Consider the following 21,803-nt stretch of genomic DNA (forward strand, 5'->3'; position numbering starts at 1 on the left):
TCCCGGACGGGAGAGGTGGGGCGCCTTGTCGGTGCGGGGCGTCAGTCCTGCAGCATCCGCTTCAGGAGCTCGACCTCGTCGCCGAGCACCGCGTCCTCGCCGATCTGCTTCTCGATCTTGCGCACGGCGTGCAGCACCGTGGTGTGGTCGCGCCCGCCGAAGCGGCGGCCGATCTCGGGCAGGGAGCGCAGGGTGAGCACCTTCGAGAGGTACATCGCGATCTGCCGCGGCTTGACCACCGCGGCGGTGCGCCGCTCGGACAGGATGTCGGAGCGCGAGACGTTGTAGCGGGAGGCCACCAGCTTCTGGATATCCTCGATCTTGATGCGCTTCGGCTCGCGGTTCTTCACGAGGTCGCGGATCGCGGTCTCGGCGGTCTCCAGCGTCACGGCGGTGCCGGTGAGCGTCGCGTGGGCCAGGAGGCGGTTGACGGCGCCCTCGAGGTCGCGCCCGTTCGCGGTGATCGCCTTGGCGACGTAGGCCGCCACCGTCGGCGAGACCTCGAAGTTCGGGTGGCTCGCCCGAACCGCGGCGAGCCGCGCGGCGAGGATCGAGGTGCGCAGCTGCTCGTCGAGCGAGCCGATCTCCACCACGAGCCCGCCCGCGAGGCGCGAGCGCACGCGCTCGTCGAGGGCCTCGAGCTCGGTCGGCGGCCGGTCGGAGGCGACGACGACCTGCCGGCCGGCGTCGATCAGCGCGTTGATGGTGTGGCCGAACTCGGCCTGGATCGACTTGCCCTGGATGAACTGCACGTCGTCGAGGATGAGCAGGTCGATCGCCCGCAGGCGCTCCTTGAAGGCGAGCGCGTTCTGCGTCTTCAGGGCGTTGACGAAGCCGTACATGAAGCGGTCGGCGGTGAGGTAGATCACCCGGCGGCCGGCGTCGCGCGCGGCGTGGCCGATCCCGTGCAGGAGGTGCGTCTTGCCGAGGCCGACGCCCGCGTGGAAGTAGAGCGGGTTGTAGAGCGCGCCCTCGCCGTCGTGGCGGGCCACGCGCTCGGCCGCGGCGTGCGCCAGGGCGTTGGAGCGGCCGACCACGAAGCTCGCGAAGGTGAGGCGCACGTCGAGAGGGGCGCCGTTGAGGTCCGCCGGCTCGCCGCGGACCGCGCTCTCGGGCTCGGGCGCCGGCGCGGGGACGGGGGCCGGCGCGCCCGCGGCGTGAAGGCGGGCGAGCGGGCCGCTCGTCGGGTTGGGCTTGCCCGCGCCCGGGGCGACCGGACGGGCCGGGGCGGCGGGGCCGCGCACCGAGACCTCGATCCGCTGGACCACCTCGGCCTCGCTGCGGAAGGTGTTCAGGACGCGGTCGAGGTAGTGGGACTCGATCCAGCTCTTCAGGAAGCGGGTGGGCACCGTCAGGCGGGCCGTGCCGCCCGCGACCTCCTCCAGCTCCAGGCGGGCGAACCAGCTCGCGAACACGTCCTCGCCGAGCTCCGCCCGCAGGCGCCGCTTCACGCGCGACCAAGCGGCGGAGATTTCCTGCCCACTCGAGCCGTTATCCCCGTTGCCGCCGTCCGCCAAGCTGCCATCCACACGCATTCTCGCTCTCCTCGCGCCGAGGGCGGAGGACCGCCGACCGGAGCGTACGCAACACCACGCTTGACGCCCCAGACACGTGCGAGGCGCAGATCATCAGCAGAGTCAAGCCCTAGACCGCAGCCTTTTGCCGACTGACGCAGCCTATCAACAATTCGCTACGGTTCTCCTAACAGTGGGACTTGCGGGGAAAGGCAAAACCGGCCTCCGGCACGGTGGAAAGCGGACGCGCAGAGTCGAGGCACGTGCCTGATCTTGCGTATGATTCGGAGGCACGGCGCACAAGCTGTGAAGTGTCTGGAATTGCGTTACCTTTTGTTAAGCTACACTGGTGGGGGTAACGCCGCAACGGAACAGATTCGCCAACAGCGTTAACGCCGGGTGGATCGCGGGGACCGGACGGCCCCGGCGCCGCGGGCACGGGCCGGCGCGCCGCCCCGGGTCGGGGCGGCGTGCGGTCGGCGTCGCGCTCTAACGGAGAGGAGGGCTCAGGCCGCGAGGCCGCGCTTCCTCAGGAGCGGGTCGATGCTCGGCAGGCGCCCGCGGAAGCCCGTGTAGGCGGCGCGGGGGTCGCGCAGGTTGCCCGCGCCGTAGACGAAGCGGCGCAGGCGCGCGGCGACCTCCGGGTGGAAGATGTCGCCGGCCTCGCGGAAGGCGTCGAAGGCGTCGGCGTCGAGCACCTCGGACCAGAGATAGCTGTAGTAGCCGGCCGCGTAGCCGTCGCCCGAGAAGATGTGGGCGAAGTGGGGCGAGCGGTGGCGCATGCCGATCTCGGACGGCATCGCGATGCGGCGCAGGGCGTCCGCCTCGAAGGCCGGCACGTCGAGCCCGTCCTCGCCCGCCGCCGAGAGGTGGAGCGTCATGTCGACGATCGCCGAGGCGGCGTACTCGACGGTCGCGAAGCCCTGGTTGAAGGTGCGGGCCGCCAGCAGCCGCTCGAGCAGCGCCTCCGGCATCGGCTCGCCGGTGCGGTGGTGGCGGGCGTGCTCGCGCAGCACCTCGGGCTGCTCCAGCCAGTGCTCGTAGAGCTGCGAGGGCAGCTCCACGAAGTCGCCCGCCACCGCCGTGCCCGAGAGCAGCGGGTAGGTGACGTCCGACAGGAGGCCGTGCAGGGCGTGCCCGAACTCGTGGAACAGGGTGCGGGCGTCGTCGAAGGAGAGGAGCGTCGCCTCGCCGGCGGGGGCGCGGGCGAAGTTCATCACGTTGACGATGATCGGCGTGACGGTGCCGTTGAGCCGCTCCTGCGAGCGGAAGGCGCTCATCCAGGCGCCGCTGCGCTTCGAGGGCCTCGCGAAATAGTCGCCGAGGAACAGGCCGACCTCGCTCCCGTCCGCGTTCGCCACGCGCCAGGCCCGCACGTCCGGGTGGTAGCGCGGGACGTCGGGAAGCTCCTCGAAGCGCAGGCCGAACAGGCGGCTCGCCGTGTCGAAGGCCGCCGCGATGATGCCCTCCAGCGGCAGGTACGGCTTGACCTCGCTCTCGTCGAGGTCGTGCTCGGCGCGGCGCAGCTTCTCCGCGTAGTGGCGCCAGTCATGCGCCTGGAGGGCGAAGTTGCCGCCCTCCTCCTGGATCAGCGCCTGCAGGCGCTCGCGCTCGGCCCCCGCCCGCTGGCGGGCCGGCGCCCAGACGTCGCGCAGGAGCTCCATCGCCGCGTCGGGCGAGCCGGCCATCGTGTCGTCGAGCTTGAAATGGGCGAAGCTCTCGAAGCCGAGGAGGCGGGCGCGCTCGGCGCGCAGAGCCACGATCTCGGCGATGATCGCCCGGTTGTCGGTCTCGCCGCCCAGTTCGCCGCGGCGGGTCCAGGCCTCGTAGGCGCGCTCGCGCAGGTCGCGCCGGGTCGAGAAGACGAGGAAGGGCTCGATCAGCGAGCGCGACAGGGTGACGACGTGCGCGTGCCGGCCGCCGCGCTCGGCGGCGGCGCTCGCGGCGGCGGCCCGCAGGAAGGGCGGCAGGCCGGCGAGGTCCTCCTCGCCGTCGAGGGGCAGCTCGAAGCCGCTCTCGTCGGCGAGCAGGTTCTGGCTGAACTGCGTGCCGAGCTCGGCCATGCGGGCCGCGATCTCGGCCACCCGCGCCTTGGCGTCGGGGCCGAGATCGGCGCCCGCGCGCCGGAACCGGGTGCGGTAGCGGTCGAGCACCCGGTGCTCCTCCTCGCTCAGCGCCTCGGAGGCCGGATCGACCGCGGAGATCCGCGCCCACAGGGCCGGATTGAGGTAGATGGCGCTGCCGTGCCGGGCGAGGCGCGGCGCCATCGTCCGCTCGATCGCCTGAAGCTCCGGGTCGGTGTGGCTGCCCGTGAGGTTGAAGAAGACCGAGGCGACCCGGTCGAGGGGCTGGCCCGCCCGCTCCATCGCGCCGACCGTGTTGGCGAAGCTCGGCTGCGCAGCGTCGCCCGCAATCGCCGCGATCTCCGCCTCGTGCGCGGCGAGCGCAGCCTCGAAGGCGGGCAGGTAGTGCTCGGGCCGGATCCGCTCGAAGGGCGGCAGGCCGTGGGGCGTGTCCCAGGCCGGCGCCGCGAAGGGGTTCGTCGGCTCGAGTCCCGGCAGCCCGGCTGCGCTCTGTCCTGCGTACATGGGCGGTCCTCGTGTGGCCGGGGTCTCGGTTGCGGGCGCCGAACGGATCGGCGCCGGGCGGGTCGGCGCCAAGATAGGAGGGCGCCCGGCGCGCTGCAAAGCCGCCGGGCGCAGGTCACGCCGGCAGGTGCTCGCGAAGGAAAGCCACGGCCAGCGCGGTCGCGGCGGCCTCGCTGCGCGCGTCGAACGTGTGGGCCTGGTCCGCGTAGAGGGCGAGGCGGCAGAGGCCGCCCGCGGCGGCCGTGCCCGCGGCGAGGCGGGTCGCGTGGCTCGCCGGCACCAGCGCGTCGCGGCCGCCGTGCTGCGCGAGGATCGGCGGCAGCGCGAGGGCGCGGCCCGCGATCTCCGGCGGGATGAAGGCCGAGCGCACCGCCAGGGCCGCGACGCCGCCCGCCTCCAGCGCCAGCGCGAGGGCGAGCGCGCCGCCGAGCGAGCGCCCGCACAGGCCGATCGGCCCGGGCCGCCACGCGCCGACCTGCTGCACCAGCGCCTGAAGGCTCTCCCGCCAGGCGGCGAAATGCCGGGCGATCTCGCTGAAGCCCGCCCGCTCCTGGCCGGTCCGCCCGAGATAGTGGGGCAGGACCACGCGAAAGCCCGCCCGCGCCAGCGCGGCGGCCTCCCCGCGGACCGGCCGCCCGGGGCCGGCGCCCTCGGCCCCGTGGAGCAGAATGATCGTGCGCGTTGCATCCTCGTCCTTGCCGGTGTGGCCGAACACCTCGATCGTGAGGGGATGACCGGCGCATGTCAGCGTCTCGCGCGTGCCGGCGGGAGGGGATGTGTCAGGCATGCGCGCGCGTCGTGACCCCGTTCGATCCGAAGGTTCGCCGCGCCGCGCCGGCCCCGGCGCGAAGCTCGCCCTCCTGCTCCTCCTTGCCACGGCGGCGGCCCCGCAGGCGAGGGCTGAGCCCGCCGCGGTGCCGCTCCCTCCGGAGCGCCCGCAGGACCTGAAGAGCGCCGCGCCCGCCCCTGCCGCCGCGCCCGCCCCTGCCCCCGAGACGCCGCTGCCGCCGGAGCGGCCGCCGGAGCTGAATCCCGAGCCGAAGCCCGCCGCGCCCGAGCCCGCCCCCGCGGCGGAGGCGCCGGTCCCTGCCCCTGCCCCTCCCCCTGCCCCGCCGCCGCTGCCGCCGGCCCGGCCGCCGGAACTCTCGGGCGAGGCGGCCCTCGCCCTCAAGGTGGCGGCCCCCGACGACGGCGCCTGCCGGGTCCGGCTGAAGCGCCTCGGCGCCAGCTTCGAGGCGCTGCCGCGCATCGAGAACGGGCAGTGCGGCGCTGCGAGCCCCGTCAAGCTGACCGCGCTCGAGGGCGTGGCGCTGCCCCAGTCGGCCACCCTGGTCTGCGGCGCGGCCGAGGCGCTCGTCCGCTGGGCGACCGAGGTGCAGGCGGCCGCCGAGTCCGAACTCGGCGCGCCGCTCAAGGCCATCGCCATCGGCACCTCTTACGAGTGCCGCGGCCAGAACCACGATCGGGACGCGAAGCTGAGCGAGCACGCCTACGCCAACGGCATCGACGTGATGAGCTTCTCGGTGGAGGGGCGGACCGCGATCCCCGTCACCGCCGCCGCGGCGGGCACGCCCGAGGCGCGCTTCCTCGCCGCCGCCCGCTCGCGCGCCTGCGGCTTCTTCCGCACCGTGCTCGGGCCGGGCTCGGACGCCGCCCACGCCAACCATCTGCACCTCGACGAGCGCGAGCGCAGCAGCGGCCACCGGTTGTGCCAATGAGCGCCGGAACGCTCTGAGCGCCTTGAGGATTTACCGCCCGGAGCGCTGCAGCTCCCGGAGCGATGGTGCGTCATGTCGAGTGGTTTCGCGGTGCGGGCGGGAGCCGCGCTGATCAGTCTCCTGTGCGTCGCGGCGCCGGGCCTCGCCGCCCCGAAGAAGGACGAGGCTCCCGCCCTCACCCACGAGGCGGTGAACGCCGCCGCGCCGGAGGCGAAGGATTCCGGCAAGCCGCAGAAGAAGGGCGCCCGCAAGGAAGCCCGCAAGGACGACCCGGACGCCCTGATCGTGAAGGCGCAGGTGCTGCTCGACCGCGCCCGCTTCTCGCCCGGCGCCATCGACGGGCGCGACGGAGACAATTACCGGGGCGCGCTGGCCGCCTACGCCAAGGCGCAGGACCTGCCCGAGACGAAGAGCCTGACGCCGGAGCTGTTCGAGAAGCTCCAGGCCACGGGTGCCGAGGCCGTGATCACGGAGTACACCATCACCGAGGACGACGTGCGCGGCCCCTTCGCCGAGAAGATCCCGGCCAAGATGGAGGACCAGGCCGACCTCGAGACCCTCGGCTACACGAACCCGCGCGAGATGCTGGCCGAGCGCTTCCACATGAGCCGCGACCTCCTCAGCGCCCTCAACCCCGACGCCGCCTTCGACAAGCCGGGCACGGTGATCGCGGTGGCCGCCGTGCCGCCGCTGGAGAGCGGCAAGCTGAAGGGGAAGGAACTGCCGAAGGCGCCCAAGGTCAGCCGCATCGAGGTCGACAAGGCGAGCCGGGACGTGCGCGCCTTCGACAAGGGCGGCAAGCTGCTGGCCTACTACCCGGCCTCGATCGGCAGCGAGGAGAAGCCGGCCCCGAGCGGCGAGGCCAAGGTGAAGGGCGTCGCCTTCGAGCCCACCTACACCTACAACCCGAAGTACCAGTTCGCCGGCGTGAAATCGAAGGAGACGTTCACGATCAAGCCGGGACCGAACAACCCGGTGGGCGTCGTCTGGATCGACCTCTCGATCCCCTCCTACGGCATCCACGGCACGCCGGACCCGGAGAAGGTCGGCAAGACCGAGTCGCACGGCTGCATCCGGCTCACGAACTGGGATGCGCGCGACCTCGCCCTGCACGTCGAGCGCGGCGCCACCGTGAGCTTCAAGGACGAGTAGCGGGGCCTCCCCACCCCGAATCACCGCCCCGGTTTCCCCCCGCATTCCGTGCGAGAACCGCGCCTGCCCGCCGCCGCTATGACCTGGGTTAATGCGCGCCCGCTCTCCGTGGCGAAGCTCTGTGCCGGAACCGGGACATCCGCGTCGGGTTCGGGGGGGCACAGGCGATGCCGCGCTACTTCTTCGACATCGACATCTGCGGCAATGCCGCCCGCGATCCCGAGGGCGTGGTGCTGGAGAACGACGAGGCCGCCCGCCTCGCGGTGACCGGTGTCCTCCACGACGTGGCGCTCGCCACCCTGCCGGACGGCAAGCCGCAGCTTTTCGTCGCCACCGTGCGCTCCCCCGAGCGCGGCCCGCTCTTCCGCACCACCATGCGGCTCGAGACCGAGCGGGTCGGCGCGGCAGCGCTCATCGCCTGACGAGAGCGGCCGCCGCCAGCATCGCCGCGTCACAGAGGAAGGCGAGCGAGGCGGTGCCGGCGGTGCCCTGAAGCATCGGCACCATGTTCTGGTTCTGGAGACCCGCGACGACCGGCGTGCCGAGCGTCGAGGCGCCCGCGAGCGCGCCGACCGCCGCGGTGGCCACCGCGAGGACGAGCGCCGTGCGCAGCGCCTCCACGATGCCCGGCGCGGCGAGCGGGATCTCGACGCGGGCGAGGACCTGCCCGCGGGTCAGGCCGAGGGCACGGGCGGCCTCGCGCGCCTCGGGCGGGACCGCCTCGATCGCCGAGGCCGTCCCGCGCAGGACCGGCATCAGCCCGTAGAAGACGAGGGCGAGGAGCGTCGGGGGGCCGCCGAAACCGAGGACCGGCAGCGCCAGCGCCACCACCACGACCGGCGGCACCGCCTGCGCGGCGGCGGCGAGGCCGTCGATGCCGCCGCGCCAGGGCGCGGCCGCCTCCCGCGTGGCGAGGATGCCGAGCCCGACCCCGAGGCCGGCCGTGAGCGCCAGCCCGGCCGCCGCAAGGGCGAGATGGTTGAGGGCGAGCGCCCCGAGATGCGGCAGGCTCAGCGCGCGCCGCGGCGCCTCCCCGAGCAGAGCGGCCAGGGCGGAGGCGAGGGCGGGGTGGCAGAGCGCGCCGAGGGCGAGCCCGGACGCGGCGGCGCCGAGCGCCGGACGGAGGCTGCGCAGGCGGCTCATCCGCGCCGCCTCCGCGCCGCCGTCTCGGCCCGGCCGAGGGCGAGCTCCGCCGTGAGCGACAGGGCGACGATGGGAATGGCGCCGAGGAGGATCAGGTCGGGCGCGAACTGCGCCATGCCGTCGAAGACGATGCGGCCGAGGCCGCCCGCCCCGATCAGGGCGCCGAGCGTCGCGAGCCCGATGCTCTGGACGCTGGCCACCCGCAGGGCGCCGATCAGGGTCGGGGCGCCGACCGGCAGACGTACCCGCAGCAGCGTCTGGGCCCGGGTCAGGCCGAGGCCGGCGGCGGCGTCGAGGGTGGCGGGGTCCGGCGCCTGCAGGGCCCGGTTCAGCCCGCGCCAGAGCGGCAGCAGCAGGTAGGCCGCCACGCCGAGGATTGCCGGCGCGATCCCGAGAGCCCCGATGCCGAGGTCGCGCAACGCGGGAAGCGCGCGCAGGAGCCCCGAGAGCAGCGCCACCAGCGCGCCGAGCAGGGCGACCGCCGGCACCACCTGCACGGCGGAGAGACCGCCCCCGACGAGGCCCTGGCCCCGCCGCCACAGGGAGAGAAGCACGGCGCCGACGCTCGCCAGCAGGAGCGCGCCGGCCGCGAGCACCAGGTGCTCGCCGATCGCCGCGGCCATCACGCCGCGCCGCGCCCGGAGCTCGACGGCGAGGGAGAGCGCGTCGAGGATGCCCTGCCGCCACGCGACGACCATCAGCACGGCGAGGGCGGCGCAGAGCGCGGCCCCGAGCCCCGGCAGGGCCGCCCGGCGCACCGAGAGGGCGAGGCCGGCGCCGAGGAGCGCCAGCACCGTCCAGGCGCCGCTCGCGAGGCTCGCGCGCGCGGCGGGCGGCCGGCCCGCCAGGAGGTCGGCGGCCGCGCCGCCGAGGCCGACCACGAGCACGACGAGGGCGGTGGCGAGGAGAGCGGCCGCGGCGAGCGCGACGCGGCGCGAGGGGTGCGCGCGCACGATCAGGGCCGCCGCCACGACGAGGGCCGCCGCGCTGTGGGCCTCGGGCCCGAGCGCGGTCGCGGCGAAGACCGGCTCGCCGAGGGCGAGGCGGTTCTTCGCGAGCGCGAGCACGGGCAGCCCGTAGAGCGCGGCGAGAAGGAGGCCGGCGCCGAGCGGCGCGCCGACGCGCGCCGTCCGGCGCACGGCCCGCAGGCGGGACGGCGGGGGCGCGGTGCTGCCCTCCCCCGCGCTGCCCGGCACGAGGCCGCTCATCCGATCTGGCCGTTCTCGCGCAGGAAGCGCCTCGCCACCGCCTCGGCCACCTCCCCGTCCACGGTGATGCGGGCATTGAGGCGGCGCAACGTCGCCGCGTCGAGGCCGGCGAAGACCGGCCCGAGCTTGCCGGGGATCGCCGGGTAGCGCCCGATCACGGCCTGTCGGGCGACGGGCGCCACCTCGTAGACGATCTGCGCGCCCTTCGGGTCGGTCATCACGGCGAGGTCGAGGGCGTCGAGGGCGCCGTCGGTGCCGTAGACCATGCCGGCGTTGACGCCGCTGATACCCTGCGCGGCCGCGCGGGCCGTCACCGCGGTGTCGCCGCCCGGCAGGCTGACGATGCGGTCGAAGGGCATCGCGAAGCCGTAGGCGGCCTCGAAGGACGGCAGGGCGGCGGGGCTCTCCACGAACTCGGTCGATGCCGCGAGCCGGATCAGGCCGCGGTGCACGGCGCCCGCGAAATCCGCCATGCTGACGAGGTTCTCGCGGCGCGCGAGGCTCCCGCGCACGGCGATGAGCCAGGTGTTGTTGGCGGGCGCCCGGGGCAGCCAGACGAGGCCGCGCGCCGCATCCGCCCGGCGGATCGTCTCGTAGGCGCCCGCGGCCTCCTTCCAGACCGGGTCGGACTCGGTGCCCGTGAAGAAGGCGCCGTTGCCCGTGTACTCGGGGTAGACGTCGATCTCGCCGGCCAGGAGCGCGGTGCGCACGATCAGGGTCGGGCCGAGCCCGAGGCGGCGCTCCACGGGGATGCCGAGATCCTCCAGGCAGAGCGCGATCATGCTGCCCGTGAGCGCGCCCTCGGTGTCGCTCTTCGAGGCGACCACGACCGGCCGCCCCTCGCCGGCGCGGGCCGCGCGCAGGAGGGCGAGGCCGGCGGCGCCAGCGAGGAGGCCCCGGCGAGGCAGGCCCGCGGATCTCAGGAACATCTTAAAACCGGCGGTTGAGCCGCGCCCCAGCGATGCACGGTTGCAGCACCGGCGCGGGAAAATGTATCAGGGCGTAACATCGCGTCGCGAAGCTTGGGCCGCGAGGCCCCGCGAGCGCTTGACACGCCCGGCGTTACGGGCGACGGCTCGAACGGCTCCGGGCCGCGCCCCGGGTGCCTCTCCGCGCTTTCGCTACGGGAGGCATTGCGTTTCTCGACACAGATACGACCTTCGCAGGCAGCGTCCCGCCCCCGGGACGAATCCAAGGGAAGACCATCCGGCGTGAGTGCGGAAGCTAACGACGATCTCCTCAACGGGGCCCGGGTGCTCGTCGTCGAGGACGAGGCGGCCATCTCGATGCTGCTCGAGGACATGCTGCTCGATTTCGGCTGCACGGTGGTCGGTCCTGCGGCGCGCCTCGCCACCGCCCTGGAGATGGCGGAGGGAGAGACCTTCGAGGTCGCGATTCTCGACGTCAACGTCGCGGGCGAGCCGATCTATCCGGTGGCCGAGGCGATCGTGAAGCGCGACCTGCCGCTGGTCTTCTCCACGGGCTACGGCGGCGCCGGCATCCGCGAGCCGTTCCGCGACCGTCCGGTGGTGCAGAAGCCTTTCAGCCAGGCGGACCTCAAGCGCACGCTCATCTCCGCGATCAGCGCGGCGCGGCGCTGAGGCCGCTCTCTACAGACCCTCGATCGGGAAAGCGTCCGCGAGGTGCACGGGCCAGGCTCCGTGCGCCAGGAACACCGCGTCCGCCCGGAAGGTCAGGCCGGCAAGATGCGGGTTGCGGCCGATCCAGGCCCGCACCGCCCGCGAGAAGCGCTGGCGCTTGCGGTCGCCGATCGCCTCCTGCGCGGAGACGAGGCTCGCGCGGGCCTTGACCTCCACGAAGGCGATCGTGCCGCCGCGCCGGACGATGAGGTCGATCTCGCCGCCCGCGGCCGAGAAGCGGCGGGCGAGCGGCCGATATCCCTTCAGCATCAGCGCCACGAGGGCCAGGGCCTCGCCTCGCAATCCGGCCCGATAGGTGGCGCGCCGCCGCGCCCGCGGATCGTCAGGGCGCATCGGTCCCGCGCCGGGCGAGCGCGAGGGCGCGGGCGTAGACGACACGGCGGGGCTGGCCGGTCTCGTCGGCGACGAGGCTCGCCGCGTCCTTGATCGAGTGCCGCTCCAGCGCCGCGATCAGGGCCGCGTCCAGGGCGGCGTCGGCGTCCTCGGAGGGCGCCTCCTCGGGGCTCGCGCCGATCACCACCACGACCTCGCCCTTCGGGGGCCCCTCCTCGGCGAACAGGGTGCTGAGGCTGCCGAGCGTGCCGCGCCGGATCGTCTCGTAGAGCTTCGTCAGTTCGCGGGCGACGGCGGCAGGCCGCGTGGCGCCGAGCGTCTCGGCGGCGTCCGCCAGCATCTCGGGCAGGCGGTGGGGCGACTCGAACAGCACGAGCGTGCCGGGGATGGTGCCCAGCGCCGCGAGGCGGTTGCGCCGCGCTCCCGACTTCTGCGGAAGGAAGCCCTCGAAGAAGAATCGGTCGGTGGGCAGGCCCGCCGCGACGATCGCGGTCATCACCGCGGAGGGGCCGGGGATCGGCGTGACGGGAAGCCCCGCCTCGATCGCGGCCTGGACGAGCTTGAAGCCGGGGTCGGAGACGAGCGGGGTGCCCGCGTCGGAGACCAGGGCCAGGGCCTCGCCCGCCTGCATGCGCGCCACCATCCGCTCGCGCACGGCCGCGTTCGAGTGCTCGTGATAGGCGACCAGCGGCGTCGTGATCCCGTAATGCATCAGCAGCGTGCGGGTGACGCGGGTATCCTCGGCCAGCACCGAGTCGGCGGCCGCCAGCGTCGCCAGCGCCCGGAACGACACGTCGCGCAGGTTGCCGATCGGTGTCGCGACGATGTGCAGGCCCGGCTCGATCGGCTCCGCCTCCGCGGCGAGGCCGAAGGCCGTGAAGGTGGCGGGCGCCCGTGCCGTCCCGGATTCGGGGCGGCGGCCGGACCTGTCGATTCGCTGTGTCATCGCTGTGGACATTGCCACGGGCCGCGGTGCCGGCGGAATGCTCCGTGGCTTGTGCGCACTATTGCTTTGTCCGCATGCGTCCTATCCCTTGATGCCCGGCCACCGCGGAGGACAGCACGGATGGCGCGATCCCGCCCGCAGCGCACCCCCATCGCCCGCATCGCCGCGGCGATGCTGCCGCTCGTCGCACTCTCCGCCTGCATCGGCGGACCGGACGGCCCGCGCACGGCCCGCACCGCGCCGCCCGAGCCGGGCGCCGCGCCCGCCGTGGCGACCCCCGGCCGGATCGGCACCGGCACCGTCAAGGTCGCCCTCGTGGTGCCGCTCACCGGCCAGGGCGCCGCCCTCGGCGCCGCGATGCGCAACGCGGCCGAACTCGCCATGGAGGAGTTCCAGCAGCCGGACCTGCAGATCCTGGTGCGGGACGACCGCGGCACGCCGGACGGTGCCCGCGAGGCCGCGCAGGGCGCGATCGGCGAGGGCGCGGAACTGGTGCTCGGCCCCCTCTTCGCGGCGAACGTCCAGGCCGCCGCGGGCCCGGCGCGGGCGGCCGGCAAGCCGGTCATCGCCTTCTCCACCGACGCGACGGTGGCGGCCAAGGGCGTCTATCTCCTGAGCTTCCTGCCGCAATCCGAGGTCGACCGGGTCGTCGAGGAGGCGGTGGCGGCCGGCAAGCGCTCCTTCGCGGCCATGATTCCGGAGAACAGCTACGGCAACGCCGTCGAGGCGCAATTCCGCGAGGCGGTGGCGCGCAAGGGCGCGCGGCTCGCGGCGATCGAGCGCTACGCGCCGGGCGCGCCGGAACCCGCGATCCAGCGCCTCGCCGGCGTCATCACCGGGCCGGCCGTGCAGGCCGACGCCCTGTTCCTGCCCGAGACGCCGGACGGGCTCGCCGCGGTCGCGCCCGCTCTGACGAAGGCCGGCTTCTCGCCCGGCCGGGTCCGGCCCCTCGGCACCGCCGTCTGGAACGAGCCGCGGGTCTTCGCCCTGCCGGCGCTTCAGGGCGCGTGGTTCGCGTCCGCCGACCGGGCGGGCTTCGGCGGCTTCGCGGGCCGCTACCAGGCCCGCTACGGGTCGAGCCCGCCGCGGGTCGCCTCGCTCGCCTACGATTCCGTCTCGCTGACGGCGGCGCTCAGCCGCCAGTACGGGTCGCAGCGCTTCGCCGAATCGACGCTGACGAACGGCGCCGGCTTCTCGGGCGTCGACGGCACCTTCCGCTTCCGGCCGGAGGGCACCAGCGACCGGGCGCTCGCGGTCTACGAGATCCGCAACAACGCAGCCACGGTGGTGAGCCCGGCCCCGCGGACGCTCGGCAAGTCGGGCACCTGAGTCGGGCACCTGAGGCCGCGCTCCGGTCAGCCGGCGCCGATCAGGGCGGCGCCCAGCGCGATCACCAGGCAGGACAGGACGCGCCCCGCGGTGAGCCGCTCCGCGAGGAAGGCCCGGCCGAGCAGGGCCGCGAAGACGACGCTCGTCTCGCGCAGGGCCGAGACCGCCCCCATCGCGCCGTGCTGCAGGGCGAAGATCACCGCCGCGTAGGCCGCGAACGAGATGGCGCCGCCGCCGAGCGCCTTCAGCGCCTCGCCGGCCGGTACCCGGAAGAAGCCGCCGCCCCGTCGCAGGAGGAGCCAGCCGGGCAGAACGAGGTGGAAGCTGAACATCGCCGCCGTGTAGCTGCGCCAGTCGCCCGCTTCCCGCACGCCGAGCCCGTCGACGAGCGTGTAGGCCGCGATCGTGCAGCCGGTGGCGAGCGCTGCGGCGAGGCTTCCCCGCCCGAGGCCCCCGCGGGCGAAGGCCAGGGCGAGAATGCCGGCGCTGACGAGGCCGATGCCGAGGCTCGGGAGGAGGCCGGGATGCTCGCCCGCCGTCAGGGCCGCGCCGAGGGCGACGATCGCCGGCGAGGAGCCGCGGGCGATCGGGTAGGTCTGGCCGAGATCGCCGCTGCGGTAGGTGGCGACGAGGAGGAGGTTGTAGGCGAGGTGTATGACGCCCGAGGCGACCGCGAAGGGAAGCCCCGCCGGCGGCAGGCCGTAGAGGGCGAGCCCCAGGAGCCCGAGCGCCCCGATGGCGAGGTTCATCGTGGCCATGGACCAGATCCGGTCCGTCCCCGCCCGCAGCAGCGTGTTCCAGGCCGCGTGCAGGAAGGCCGCGACGAGGACGAGGCCCAGGGTGCCCGCCGGAAGGATGGCCGGGATCGCCATCGCGGGCGCTCAGGCCGCGAGCGCGGCGACGAGGGCGTTCAGCACCGGCGCGCCGCGGGCGGTGGCGGCGATGCGGCCGCCGGGACGGGCGGCCAGCAGCCCGTCGCCGACGAGGGCACGGACCCGGCTCGCGTCGAGCGGGCGCCCCTTGAGTGCGGCGTAGCGGGCCGGGTCGATCCCCTCGCTCAGGCGCAGGCCCATCATCAGGAACTCGTCGCCCTCGTCGTCGGGCGCGAGCGCCTCCGTCTCCGCGATGCCGTGGCCCTCCGCCTCGACGCGGGCGAGCCACGCCTCGGGCGCGCGCTCGGTCACGGTGCCGACCCGCCCCGCCGCCGTGACGAGGCGCCCGTGCGCGCCGGGGCCGATGCCCGCGTACTCGCCGTAGCGCCAGTAGAGCAGGTTGTGGCGCGATTGCGCGCCGGGGCGGGCATGGTTCGAGATCTCGTAGGCCGGCAGGCCCGCCCGGTCGCAGACCTCCTGCGTCACGTCGTAGAGGGCGCGCGCGGCCTCCTCGTCCGGCGGCGTGAGGCGGCCTGCCCTGGCGAGGCCGTAGAACGGCGTGCCCGGCTCGATGGTGAGTTGGTAGAGCGAGAGGTGCTCGGCCGCCCGCGCGATGGCCTCCGTGAGCTCGGCCCGCCACGCACGCGGCGTCTGTGCGGGCCGCGCGTAGATGAGGTCGAAGGAGGTCCGCTCGAAATGGGCCTGGGCGGTGCGCACCGCGGCCAGCGCCTCCTCCGCCGTGTGCAGGCGCCCGAGGCTCTTCAGGGAGGCGTCGTCCAGCGCTTGCACGCCGAGCGAGACGCGGTTGACCCCCGCCGCCCGGTAGCCGCGGAAGCGGCCGGCCTCGACGCTGGTGGGGTTCGCCTCGAGGGTGATCTCGACGTCCTCCGTCGTGCCCCAGCGGGCCTCGATCGCCTCGATGAGGCCCGCCACGGTGGCGGGCTGCATCAGCGAGGGGGTGCCGCCGCCCAGGAAGACGCTCGACACGCGCCGCCCCGGGGTGCGCGCGGCGGCGTGCGCGATCTCGGCCCGGAAGGCCGCGAGGAAGCGCGCCTCGTCCACGGGCGCCTGCCGCACGTGGCTGTTGAAGTCGCAGTACGGGCACTTCGAGGCGCAGAACGGCCAGTGCAGGTAGACGCCGAAGCCGACGTCGCGCGTCGGATGGTCGATCGCGCCCTCCCCGCCGAGGTTCGGCGCGGATACCGGGCCGACCGCACGACGCTCCGCGCCGGACGCGTCGCCGCTCAGGGGAGGCGCGAGCCCGCTCATACCCGCCGCAGGCAGGCTTCCGCCAGCTTCACGAAGGCGCGGGCACGGTGCGAGAGGGCCGCGCCGCTCCGCCAGTCGACGCCGTGCTTCTCCTCGGACGAGATCTCGCCGAAGGTTCGGTCGAACCCGTCCGGGCGGAACATCGGGTCGTAGCCGAACCCGGCCGCGCCGCGTGGCTCCACGAGGTCGCCGAAGACGCGGCCCTCGGCCAGCTCGGTGTGGCCGTCCGGCCAGGCGAGGACGAGGGCCGAGACGAAGTGGGCCCGGCGGTCGGTGGCGCCGCGCCGGTCGAGCTCGGCCAGGATGCGGGCCATCGCGCCCGAGAAATCCTTCTTCGGGCCGGCCCAGCGGGCCGAGAACAGGCCGGGTGCTCCGTCGAGGGCGTCGACGCACAGGCCCGAATCGTCGGCGAAGGCGGGCAGCCCGGAGGCTTCCGCCGCGGCCAGCGCCTTGATGGCCGCGTTCTCGGCGAACATCGTGCCCGTCTCCTCGGGCTCGGGCAGGCTCAGCTCGCCCGCCGACACCGCCTCGATGCCGAAGGGGGCGAGCAGCTCGCGCATCTCCGCGAGCTTGCCCGCGTTGTGGGTCGCGATGACGAGGCGGCCGGTGAGGAGGCGATGGCTCACGCCGCGCCTCCCGCGAGCGCCTGCTTCTGGAGCGCGACGAGCTGCCCGACGCCGCCCTTGGCGAGCCGCAGCAGCTCCAGGAGCTCGGCCTCCGAGAAGGGCTTGCCCTCGGCCGTGCCCTGCACCTCGACGAGGCCGCCCGAACCCGTGATGACGAAGTTGGCGTCGGTCTCGGCCGCCGAATCCTCGGCGTATTCGAGGTCGAGGACCGGCGTGCCCTGGTAGATGCCGCAGGAGATCGCCGCGACGTGGTCGCGCAAAGGGTTCACGGAGATGATCGAGCGCTTCTGCATCCAGGCGAAACAGTCGCTCAGCGCCACCCAGGCGCCGGTGATGGCCGCGGTGCGGGTGCCCCCGTCCGCCTGGATCACGTCGCAATCGACGGTGATCTGGCGCTCGCCGATGGCCGGCAGGTTCGTCACGGCGCGCAGCGAGCGGCCGATCAGCCGCTGGATCTCCTGCGTGCGGCCGGACGGCTTGCCGGACGTCACCTCGCGGCGGGTGCGATCGTGGGTCGCGCGCGGCAGCATGGAGTACTCTGCCGTGACCCAGCCCTTGCCCGAGCCGCGCAGCCACGGCGGCCCGCGCTCCTCCAGCGAGGCGGTGCACAGGACCTTCGTCTCGCCGAAGCTGACGAGGCAGGACCCCTCGGCGTAGCGCGACACCCCGCGCTCGAGCGTGACCTTGCGCAACTCGTCGGCCGCGCGCTTCGAGGGCCGCATCGCCTCTCTCCCTGTCCTGTCGGATGCCAGGGCTGCGCTCATAGGCCGGCCCGGCGGAGGCGGCAACCCGACCCGATGCCGCCGCTCCGCGGAGCGGCCTCCGCCGCGATGCCCTGATCCGAGACGCGCCGCGGCGGGCGCCATTGCAAATACGTTCGGGGGCAACACCTTGTAACAGGACCCCGCTCGGCAGGCCGCGACGGGGCCGGCTACGAGAGGACCGTGCGCTGCTCACGCGTGCCATGGCGAAGGCGAACACCGGCAGGATCATCGGCGCGATGCCGGCCTCTGCGACCGACCGCCCCGGCAAAGGCGCCGCGCCGCGGTTGATCCGGCGGCATCGGGGCGACACAATCGTCCGACAGGACCTCCCCCGGTGACAGAACCTCCCCGCTCCCTCTCCTCCCCGCAGCAATTCCAGGCGCTCGCCGCGATGAACGAGCGGGCCCGGGAGATCTTCCGGCAGATCGTCGAGAGCTACCTGTCGACGGGCGAGCCGGTCGGCTCGCGCAACCTCGCGCGCATCCTGCCGATGGCGCTATCGCCCGCATCGATCCGCAATGTGATGGCCGACCTCGAGCATGCGGGCCTGATCTTCGCGCCGCACACCTCGGCCGGCCGGCTGCCGACCGAGCAGGGCCTGCGCTTCTTCGTGGACGCGATGCTGGAGCTCGGCGACGTCGGCCGCGAGGAGCAGGCGCTGATCGAGGCGCAGATGCGCGCCGCCGCCTCCCGCCACACCTTCGAATCCGCGCTCGCCGAGGCGTCCACCCTGCTCTCCGGCATCTCGCGGGGCGCCGGCGTCGTGGTGACGACGAAGCAGAACGTCCACCTCAAGCACATCGAGTTCGTGCGGCTCGACCGCGACCGCGCCCTCGTCGTCCTCGTCTCGGACGACGGCTCGGTCGAGAACCGCCTCCTCGACCTGCCGGCGGGCCTGCCCGCCAGCGCGCTCCAGGAAGCCTCGAACTTCCTCAACGCGCGCCTGCAGGGGCGGACTCTGAGCGTGCTGCGGGCCGAGATCGAGGCCGGGCGGCAGGCGATGAAGCGCGAGCTCGACGCCATCACGGAGCGTCTCGTGGATGCGGGGCTCGCCACCACGGTCGGTCCGTCGGACGCCCGCCAGCTCATCGTGCGCGGCCAGGCGAACCTGCTCGACGACCTCCGCGCCGTGGAGGATCTCGAGCGCATCCGCCTGCTCTTCAACGACCTGGAGACGCAGAAGGACGTCATCGACCTGCTCGCCCGCGCCGAGGGCGGCGAGGGCGTGCGCATCTTCATCGGCTCCGAGAACAAGCTGTTCTCGCTCTCGGGCTCATCGATGATCGCCGCGCCCTTCCGGGACGGCTCGCAGACGATCGTCGGCGTCGTCGGGGTGATCGGCCCGACGCGGCTGAACTACGCCCGCATCGTGCCGATGGTCGATTACACGGCCCGCGTCGTCTCGAAGCTCCTCGACGGCGGGCGCTGAGGGGCGACGCGCGAGCGCCGCCCCCGAAGCCCGGTCAGGCCGGGATCACGTCGATGATCTCGTAGGTGTCCGGATCGATGATCACGACGTCGTCCTCGACCAGGATGAAGCGGTAGCCGCGATAGGCCGGCACCAGGGTCAGGATCGCGGGCGGGAGCGTGTGCAGCGTCACCGAGCGCGGGATCGCCGTGCCGACGTTGAGGCTGAAGTTCACGTTCCGCACCGGCGAGACGCCGACCCGGGTGATCGACTGGCGGAACTCCGTGCGCTGGCGCGTGTCGAGGCGGCTGACCGCGCCCCGCGCCTCGGTGCGGCTCGCCGCGCCGCCGCGCTCCGTCGCGCCCTCGCGTCCGCCGCGCCCGTCGCGGTCTGCCGCACCGCCGCGGCCGTCCCGGTCGCCGCGCTCGGCGGCACCGTCGCGACCCTCGCGGCCACCGCGCTCGCCCGCGCCGTCGCGACCTTCGCGGCCACCGCGCTCGCCCGAGCCCTCGCGTCCGCCGCGCTCGCCGGCGGCGTCCCGGCCGCCGGGCTCGGTCCCGCGCTGCGCCGCCCCGCCATTCTCGCGTCCGCCGCGCTGGCCGGCCGCGCCGCCCTCGCGGCCGCCCTCGCCCGCTCCGCGGGTGCTCGCGCCGCCGGCTCCGCCCTCGCCGCCGCGCGTGCCCGCGCCGCCGCCCGCGCCGCCGGCCTCACCGCCGCGCATGCCCGCGCCACCGCCGGCACCGCCACCGCCGACGCCCGCGCCGCCGGCACCACCGCCCGCCGCTCCGCCGCCGGCACCACCGCCCCCGACGCCCGCGCCGCCGCCGGCACCACCGCCGGCGCCGCCGCCTCCGCCGCCCGCGCCCCCGCCCTGCGCGAGGGCCGTCGCTGCGCCCAGAACCAGCACGGCAGCCGTCACCGTGCTCCGAAAGAGCTTGCTCATGGCGTTGTTCCGTTCCCGTTGTGGCGACGCCGCCCTGGCGTCAGCTCAGGCCCGCAACGAGAAGGTGAAGGAAACCGTTCCCCGGTCCGGCCGGGCCGAACCCCCTCCGCACGCGAAGCCCGCGCGGCGCCGCCGCGCCCGGCTGTGACGCTCCGCGCGCTCCCGAACCCCCGCGGCAGCCCGACCGCCTGTTCGGATGAGATGCCAGCCGCTAAACGTGCGGACGGCGGCCCCGAGATTTTCCACCGGAAGCGATCACCACAGAAGGCCGCAGAGGATCCGCCCATGGACAAGTCCTTGCCTGACTCCATCGGGATCGCGCCGTCCGCGCAGGACGATGCCGCCGACCGCCGCCGCCGGATCATGGCCATCGTCGGATCGTCCTCCGGCAACCTCGTCGAGTGGTACGACTTCTACTGCTACGCCTTCTTCGCCCTCTACTTCGCGCCGGCCTTCTTCCCGCAGGGCGACCGGACGAGCCAGCTCCTGCAGACGGCGGGCATCTTCGCGGTGGGCTTCTTCATGCGGCCGATCGGCGGCTGGCTGTTCGGCCGCATCGCCGACCGGCTCGGGCGGCGCACCTCCATGGTGATCTCGGTCCTGATGATGTGCGCGGGCTCCCTCGCGATCGGCCTGCTGCCGACCTACGCGACGGTGGGCGCGGCCGCGCCGATCCTGCTGCTCCTCGCCCGCATGGTGCAGGGCATCTCGGTCGGCGGCGAGTACGGCACCAGCGCCACCTACATGAGCGAGGTGGCGGTGAAGGGGAAGCGCGGCTTCTACGCCTCGTTCCAGTACGTGACGCTGATCGGCGGGCAGCTCCTCGCCTCGCTCGTGCTCGTCTCGCTCCAGGCGATGCTGACGGAAGCCGACCTGCGGGCCTGGGGCTGGCGCATCCCGTTCTTCATCGGCGCGCTGGCGGCGGTGGTGGCGCTCTACCTGCGGCGCTCGCTCGCCGAGACGATGGACAAGAACGCGGACCGCGAGCAGGCCGGCACCTTCAAGGAGCTCGGCAAGCACTGGCGCGCCTTCTGCGTGGTGCTGGCCTACACGGCCGGCGGGTCGCTGAGCTTCTACACCTTCACGACCTACATGCAGAAATACCTCGTCAACACCGCGCACATGGAGAAGACCACCGCCTCGCAGGTGATGACCTCCGTGCTGCTCGTCTACATGCTGATCCAGCCGATCTTCGGGGCGCTGTCCGACAGGATCGGCCGCAAGGCGAACATGCTGCTCTACAGCGGGCTCGGCACCCTGATGGTGGTGCCCTTGATGACCCTGCTCGGTGGCAACAAGGACCCCTACCTCGCCTTCGCGCTGATCACGCTGGGGCTCACCGTGATCAGCTTCTACACGGGCATCAGCGGCATCGTGAAGGCGGAGCTGTTCCCGACCAACGTGCGGGCGCTCGGCGTCGGCCTCTCCTACGCGCTCGCCAACGCCACATTCGGCGGCACCGCCGAGTTTGCGGCGCTCTGGTTCAAGGAGAACGGGATCGAGGCGAGCTTCTTCTGGTACGTGACGGCGATGCTGGCGATCGCCTTCGTCGCCTCGATCATCATGCCGAACCCGAAGCGCCACGGCTACCTCGACGGGGACGGCACCGTGGAAGAGGCGCTCGGCGCCAAGCCCCGGCTCGCCCACGCCTGAGCGCCGCACCGCGCTCCCGGGCCCGCCCGCGCGGACCCGGGAGGCGGCGCCCTACTTGATGACCGAGCAGGCGACGCGCGCGCCGGCGCCGCCGATCGGCTGCGAGGCGTGGTCGTCCTCGTTGGCGTGGATGACGAGGGCCGAGCCGTCGCCGTCCTTGAGGCCGCCCTCGCCCGTCAGCGGGGTCTCGCTCGACACCTCCGCGTTCACCGAGCCGTCGGCGTTGGCATAGACGTTCGGCAGGTCGCCCTCGTCCGGTCCGTCCGGGTTGAGGAGGCCGTGCTTGCTCTGGTCGTGATTCACGTGCGCTTTCGACTTCTCGAACTTCTCGGTGTCCGAGCAGTCGCCCACCGCGTGGAAGTGGATGCCGTGCCAGCCGGGCGGCAGGCCGCCGGCCTTGATGGCCAGGCGCATCACCAGGGAGTTCGATCCGTCGCGGATCTTGATCGTCCCAATCGACTCGCCCTTGTTGTTCTTGATCTCGCTCTCGAACGTCTGCGGCGCGGCCGGCTTGGCGGGCGTCTCGGCGGTCTGGGCGGCGGCGATCGTGGGCAGGGTCAGGCTCGCGAGGCACGCGAGCAGCGGCAGATGCTTCATGTGATGGCTCTCCTCTCCACGCTGAGCTAGTTAGGCGCCGGGCTCGCCCTTCGACAGGGCCCGCCGCTAGAACCCAGGG

21 protein-coding genes are annotated in these 21,803 nt (G+C 73.9%); 7 read left to right on the forward strand and 14 right to left on the reverse strand.

The window, feature by feature from the left end; all coding sequences use genetic code 11:
• Positions 1-41: 41 nt before the first annotated feature.
• From dnaA to MOX02_RS00605, 3 genes are all read right to left on the reverse strand, one after another.
• The gene (dnaA, locus tag MOX02_RS00595) at positions 42-1,535 is read right to left on the reverse strand and encodes a chromosomal replication initiator protein DnaA (RefSeq protein ID WP_147023762.1); all 1,494 of its coding nucleotides are present in this window, start codon (positions 1,533-1,535) and stop codon (positions 42-44) included.
• A gap of 485 nt (positions 1,536-2,020) precedes the next feature.
• Positions 2,021-4,102, reverse strand: a complete 2,082-nt coding sequence (locus tag MOX02_RS00600) for a M3 family metallopeptidase (protein WP_147023763.1) — start codon at positions 4,100-4,102, stop codon at positions 2,021-2,023.
• Positions 4,103-4,217: 115 nt separating this feature from the next.
• Positions 4,218-4,889: an alpha/beta fold hydrolase gene (locus tag MOX02_RS00605; RefSeq protein ID WP_147023764.1), complete on the reverse strand. Its 672-nt coding sequence runs from the start codon at positions 4,887-4,889 to the stop codon at positions 4,218-4,220.
• On the opposite strand from MOX02_RS00605, the gene MOX02_RS00610 reads away from it, so the two are divergent.
• From MOX02_RS00610 to MOX02_RS00620, 3 genes are all read left to right on the forward strand, one after another.
• Positions 4,888-5,820, forward strand: coding sequence for an extensin-like domain-containing protein (locus MOX02_RS00610; RefSeq protein ID WP_147023765.1), 933 nt, complete (start codon positions 4,888-4,890; stop codon positions 5,818-5,820). The two genes, MOX02_RS00605 and MOX02_RS00610, sit on opposite strands and share 2 nt — an antisense overlap.
• A 72-nt stretch (positions 5,821-5,892) precedes the next feature.
• Positions 5,893-6,972, forward strand: a complete 1,080-nt coding sequence (locus MOX02_RS00615) for a L,D-transpeptidase (RefSeq protein WP_147023766.1) — start codon at positions 5,893-5,895, stop codon at positions 6,970-6,972.
• 167 nt (positions 6,973-7,139) lie between these two features.
• A complete protein-coding gene (locus MOX02_RS00620) occupies positions 7,140-7,394 on the forward strand; it encodes a DUF6894 family protein (protein WP_147023767.1) in 255 nt (84 codons plus the stop codon).
• Here MOX02_RS00620 and MOX02_RS00625 read toward each other — a convergent pair.
• From MOX02_RS00625 to MOX02_RS00635, 3 genes are read right to left on the reverse strand one after another with little or no spacing between them, the layout of a single operon-like run.
• Positions 7,384-8,115 carry an ABC transporter permease subunit gene (locus MOX02_RS00625; protein ID WP_147023768.1) on the reverse strand — a complete coding sequence of 244 codons (732 nt, stop codon included), beginning with the start codon at positions 8,113-8,115 and terminating at the stop codon, positions 7,384-7,386. The genes MOX02_RS00620 and MOX02_RS00625 overlap by 11 nt on opposite strands.
• Entirely contained in the window at positions 8,112-9,323 is a 1,212-nt protein-coding gene (locus tag MOX02_RS00630; protein ID WP_147023769.1) for an ABC transporter permease subunit, read from the reverse strand. The genes MOX02_RS00625 and MOX02_RS00630 overlap by 4 nt, the downstream gene beginning before the upstream one ends.
• The gene (locus MOX02_RS00635) at positions 9,320-10,252 is read right to left on the reverse strand and encodes a glycine betaine ABC transporter substrate-binding protein (RefSeq protein ID WP_147023770.1); all 933 of its coding nucleotides are present in this window, start codon (positions 10,250-10,252) and stop codon (positions 9,320-9,322) included. The genes MOX02_RS00630 and MOX02_RS00635 overlap by 4 nt, the downstream gene beginning before the upstream one ends.
• A 282-nt stretch (positions 10,253-10,534) precedes the next feature.
• Between MOX02_RS00635 and MOX02_RS00640 the strand changes: the two genes are divergently transcribed.
• A complete protein-coding gene (locus MOX02_RS00640; protein WP_132254116.1) occupies positions 10,535-10,924 on the forward strand; it encodes a response regulator in 390 nt (129 codons plus the stop codon).
• Positions 10,925-10,933: 9 nt separating this feature from the next.
• Here MOX02_RS00640 and MOX02_RS00645 read toward each other — a convergent pair whose 3' ends face one another.
• Both MOX02_RS00645 and rsmI read right to left on the reverse strand, forming a co-directional pair.
• Positions 10,934-11,317, reverse strand: a complete 384-nt coding sequence (locus MOX02_RS00645; protein WP_147023771.1) for a YraN family protein — start codon at positions 11,315-11,317, stop codon at positions 10,934-10,936.
• A complete protein-coding gene (gene rsmI, locus MOX02_RS00650; RefSeq protein WP_147023772.1) occupies positions 11,307-12,263 on the reverse strand; it encodes a 16S rRNA (cytidine(1402)-2'-O)-methyltransferase in 957 nt (318 codons plus the stop codon). Before rsmI ends, MOX02_RS00645 begins: the two co-directional genes overlap by 11 nt.
• 120 nt (positions 12,264-12,383) lie before the next feature.
• Here rsmI and MOX02_RS00655 point away from each other — a divergent pair, with 120 nt between their 5' ends.
• Positions 12,384-13,592, forward strand: a complete 1,209-nt coding sequence (locus MOX02_RS00655; protein ID WP_147023773.1) for a penicillin-binding protein activator — start codon at positions 12,384-12,386, stop codon at positions 13,590-13,592.
• 26 nt (positions 13,593-13,618) lie between these two features.
• Here the strand turns inward: MOX02_RS00655 and MOX02_RS00660 are convergent, their stop codons facing one another.
• Genes MOX02_RS00660 through rph form a run of 4 tightly spaced genes read right to left on the reverse strand, consistent with a single transcriptional unit; the run spans position 13,619 to position 17,081 of the window.
• Complete coding sequence (locus MOX02_RS00660; protein WP_147023774.1) at positions 13,619-14,464, reverse strand: EamA family transporter; 846 nt, start codon at positions 14,462-14,464, stop codon at positions 13,619-13,621.
• Positions 14,465-14,473: 9 nt separating this feature from the next.
• Positions 14,474-15,733, reverse strand: coding sequence for a radical SAM family heme chaperone HemW (gene hemW / locus MOX02_RS00665; protein WP_147023775.1), 1,260 nt, complete (start codon positions 15,731-15,733; stop codon positions 14,474-14,476).
• Entirely contained in the window at positions 15,730-16,359 is a 630-nt protein-coding gene (gene rdgB / locus MOX02_RS00670; protein WP_147023776.1) for an RdgB/HAM1 family non-canonical purine NTP pyrophosphatase, read from the reverse strand. Before rdgB ends, hemW begins: the two co-directional genes overlap by 4 nt.
• Positions 16,356-17,081, reverse strand: coding sequence for a ribonuclease PH (gene rph / locus MOX02_RS00675; RefSeq protein ID WP_147023777.1), 726 nt, complete (start codon positions 17,079-17,081; stop codon positions 16,356-16,358). The genes rdgB and rph overlap by 4 nt, the downstream gene beginning before the upstream one ends.
• 433 nt (positions 17,082-17,514) lie before the next feature.
• Here rph and hrcA point away from each other — a divergent pair, with 433 nt between their 5' ends.
• Positions 17,515-18,552 carry a heat-inducible transcriptional repressor HrcA gene (gene hrcA, locus MOX02_RS00680; RefSeq protein WP_238179907.1) on the forward strand — a complete coding sequence of 346 codons (1,038 nt, stop codon included), beginning with the start codon at positions 17,515-17,517 and terminating at the stop codon, positions 18,550-18,552.
• A gap of 34 nt (positions 18,553-18,586) precedes the next feature.
• Here hrcA and MOX02_RS00685 read toward each other — a convergent pair whose 3' ends face one another.
• Positions 18,587-19,474: a DUF1236 domain-containing protein gene (locus MOX02_RS00685; RefSeq protein WP_147023779.1), complete on the reverse strand. Its 888-nt coding sequence runs from the start codon at positions 19,472-19,474 to the stop codon at positions 18,587-18,589.
• Positions 19,475-19,759: 285 nt separating this feature from the next.
• Between MOX02_RS00685 and MOX02_RS00690 the strand changes: the two genes are divergently transcribed.
• On the forward strand, positions 19,760-21,127 hold the full coding sequence (locus MOX02_RS00690) for an MFS family transporter (RefSeq protein ID WP_147023780.1): 1,368 nt from the start codon (positions 19,760-19,762) through the stop codon (positions 21,125-21,127).
• Positions 21,128-21,178: 51 nt separating this feature from the next.
• Here the strand turns inward: MOX02_RS00690 and MOX02_RS00695 are convergent, their stop codons facing one another.
• The gene (locus tag MOX02_RS00695; protein WP_147023781.1) at positions 21,179-21,724 is read right to left on the reverse strand and encodes a superoxide dismutase family protein; all 546 of its coding nucleotides are present in this window, start codon (positions 21,722-21,724) and stop codon (positions 21,179-21,181) included.
• Between the last annotated feature and the right edge of the window lie 79 nt (positions 21,725-21,803).

Origin of the sequence: Methylobacterium oxalidis, assembly GCF_007992195.1 — a bacterium.
Classification (GTDB): Bacteria; Pseudomonadota; Alphaproteobacteria; order Rhizobiales; family Beijerinckiaceae; genus Methylobacterium; species Methylobacterium oxalidis.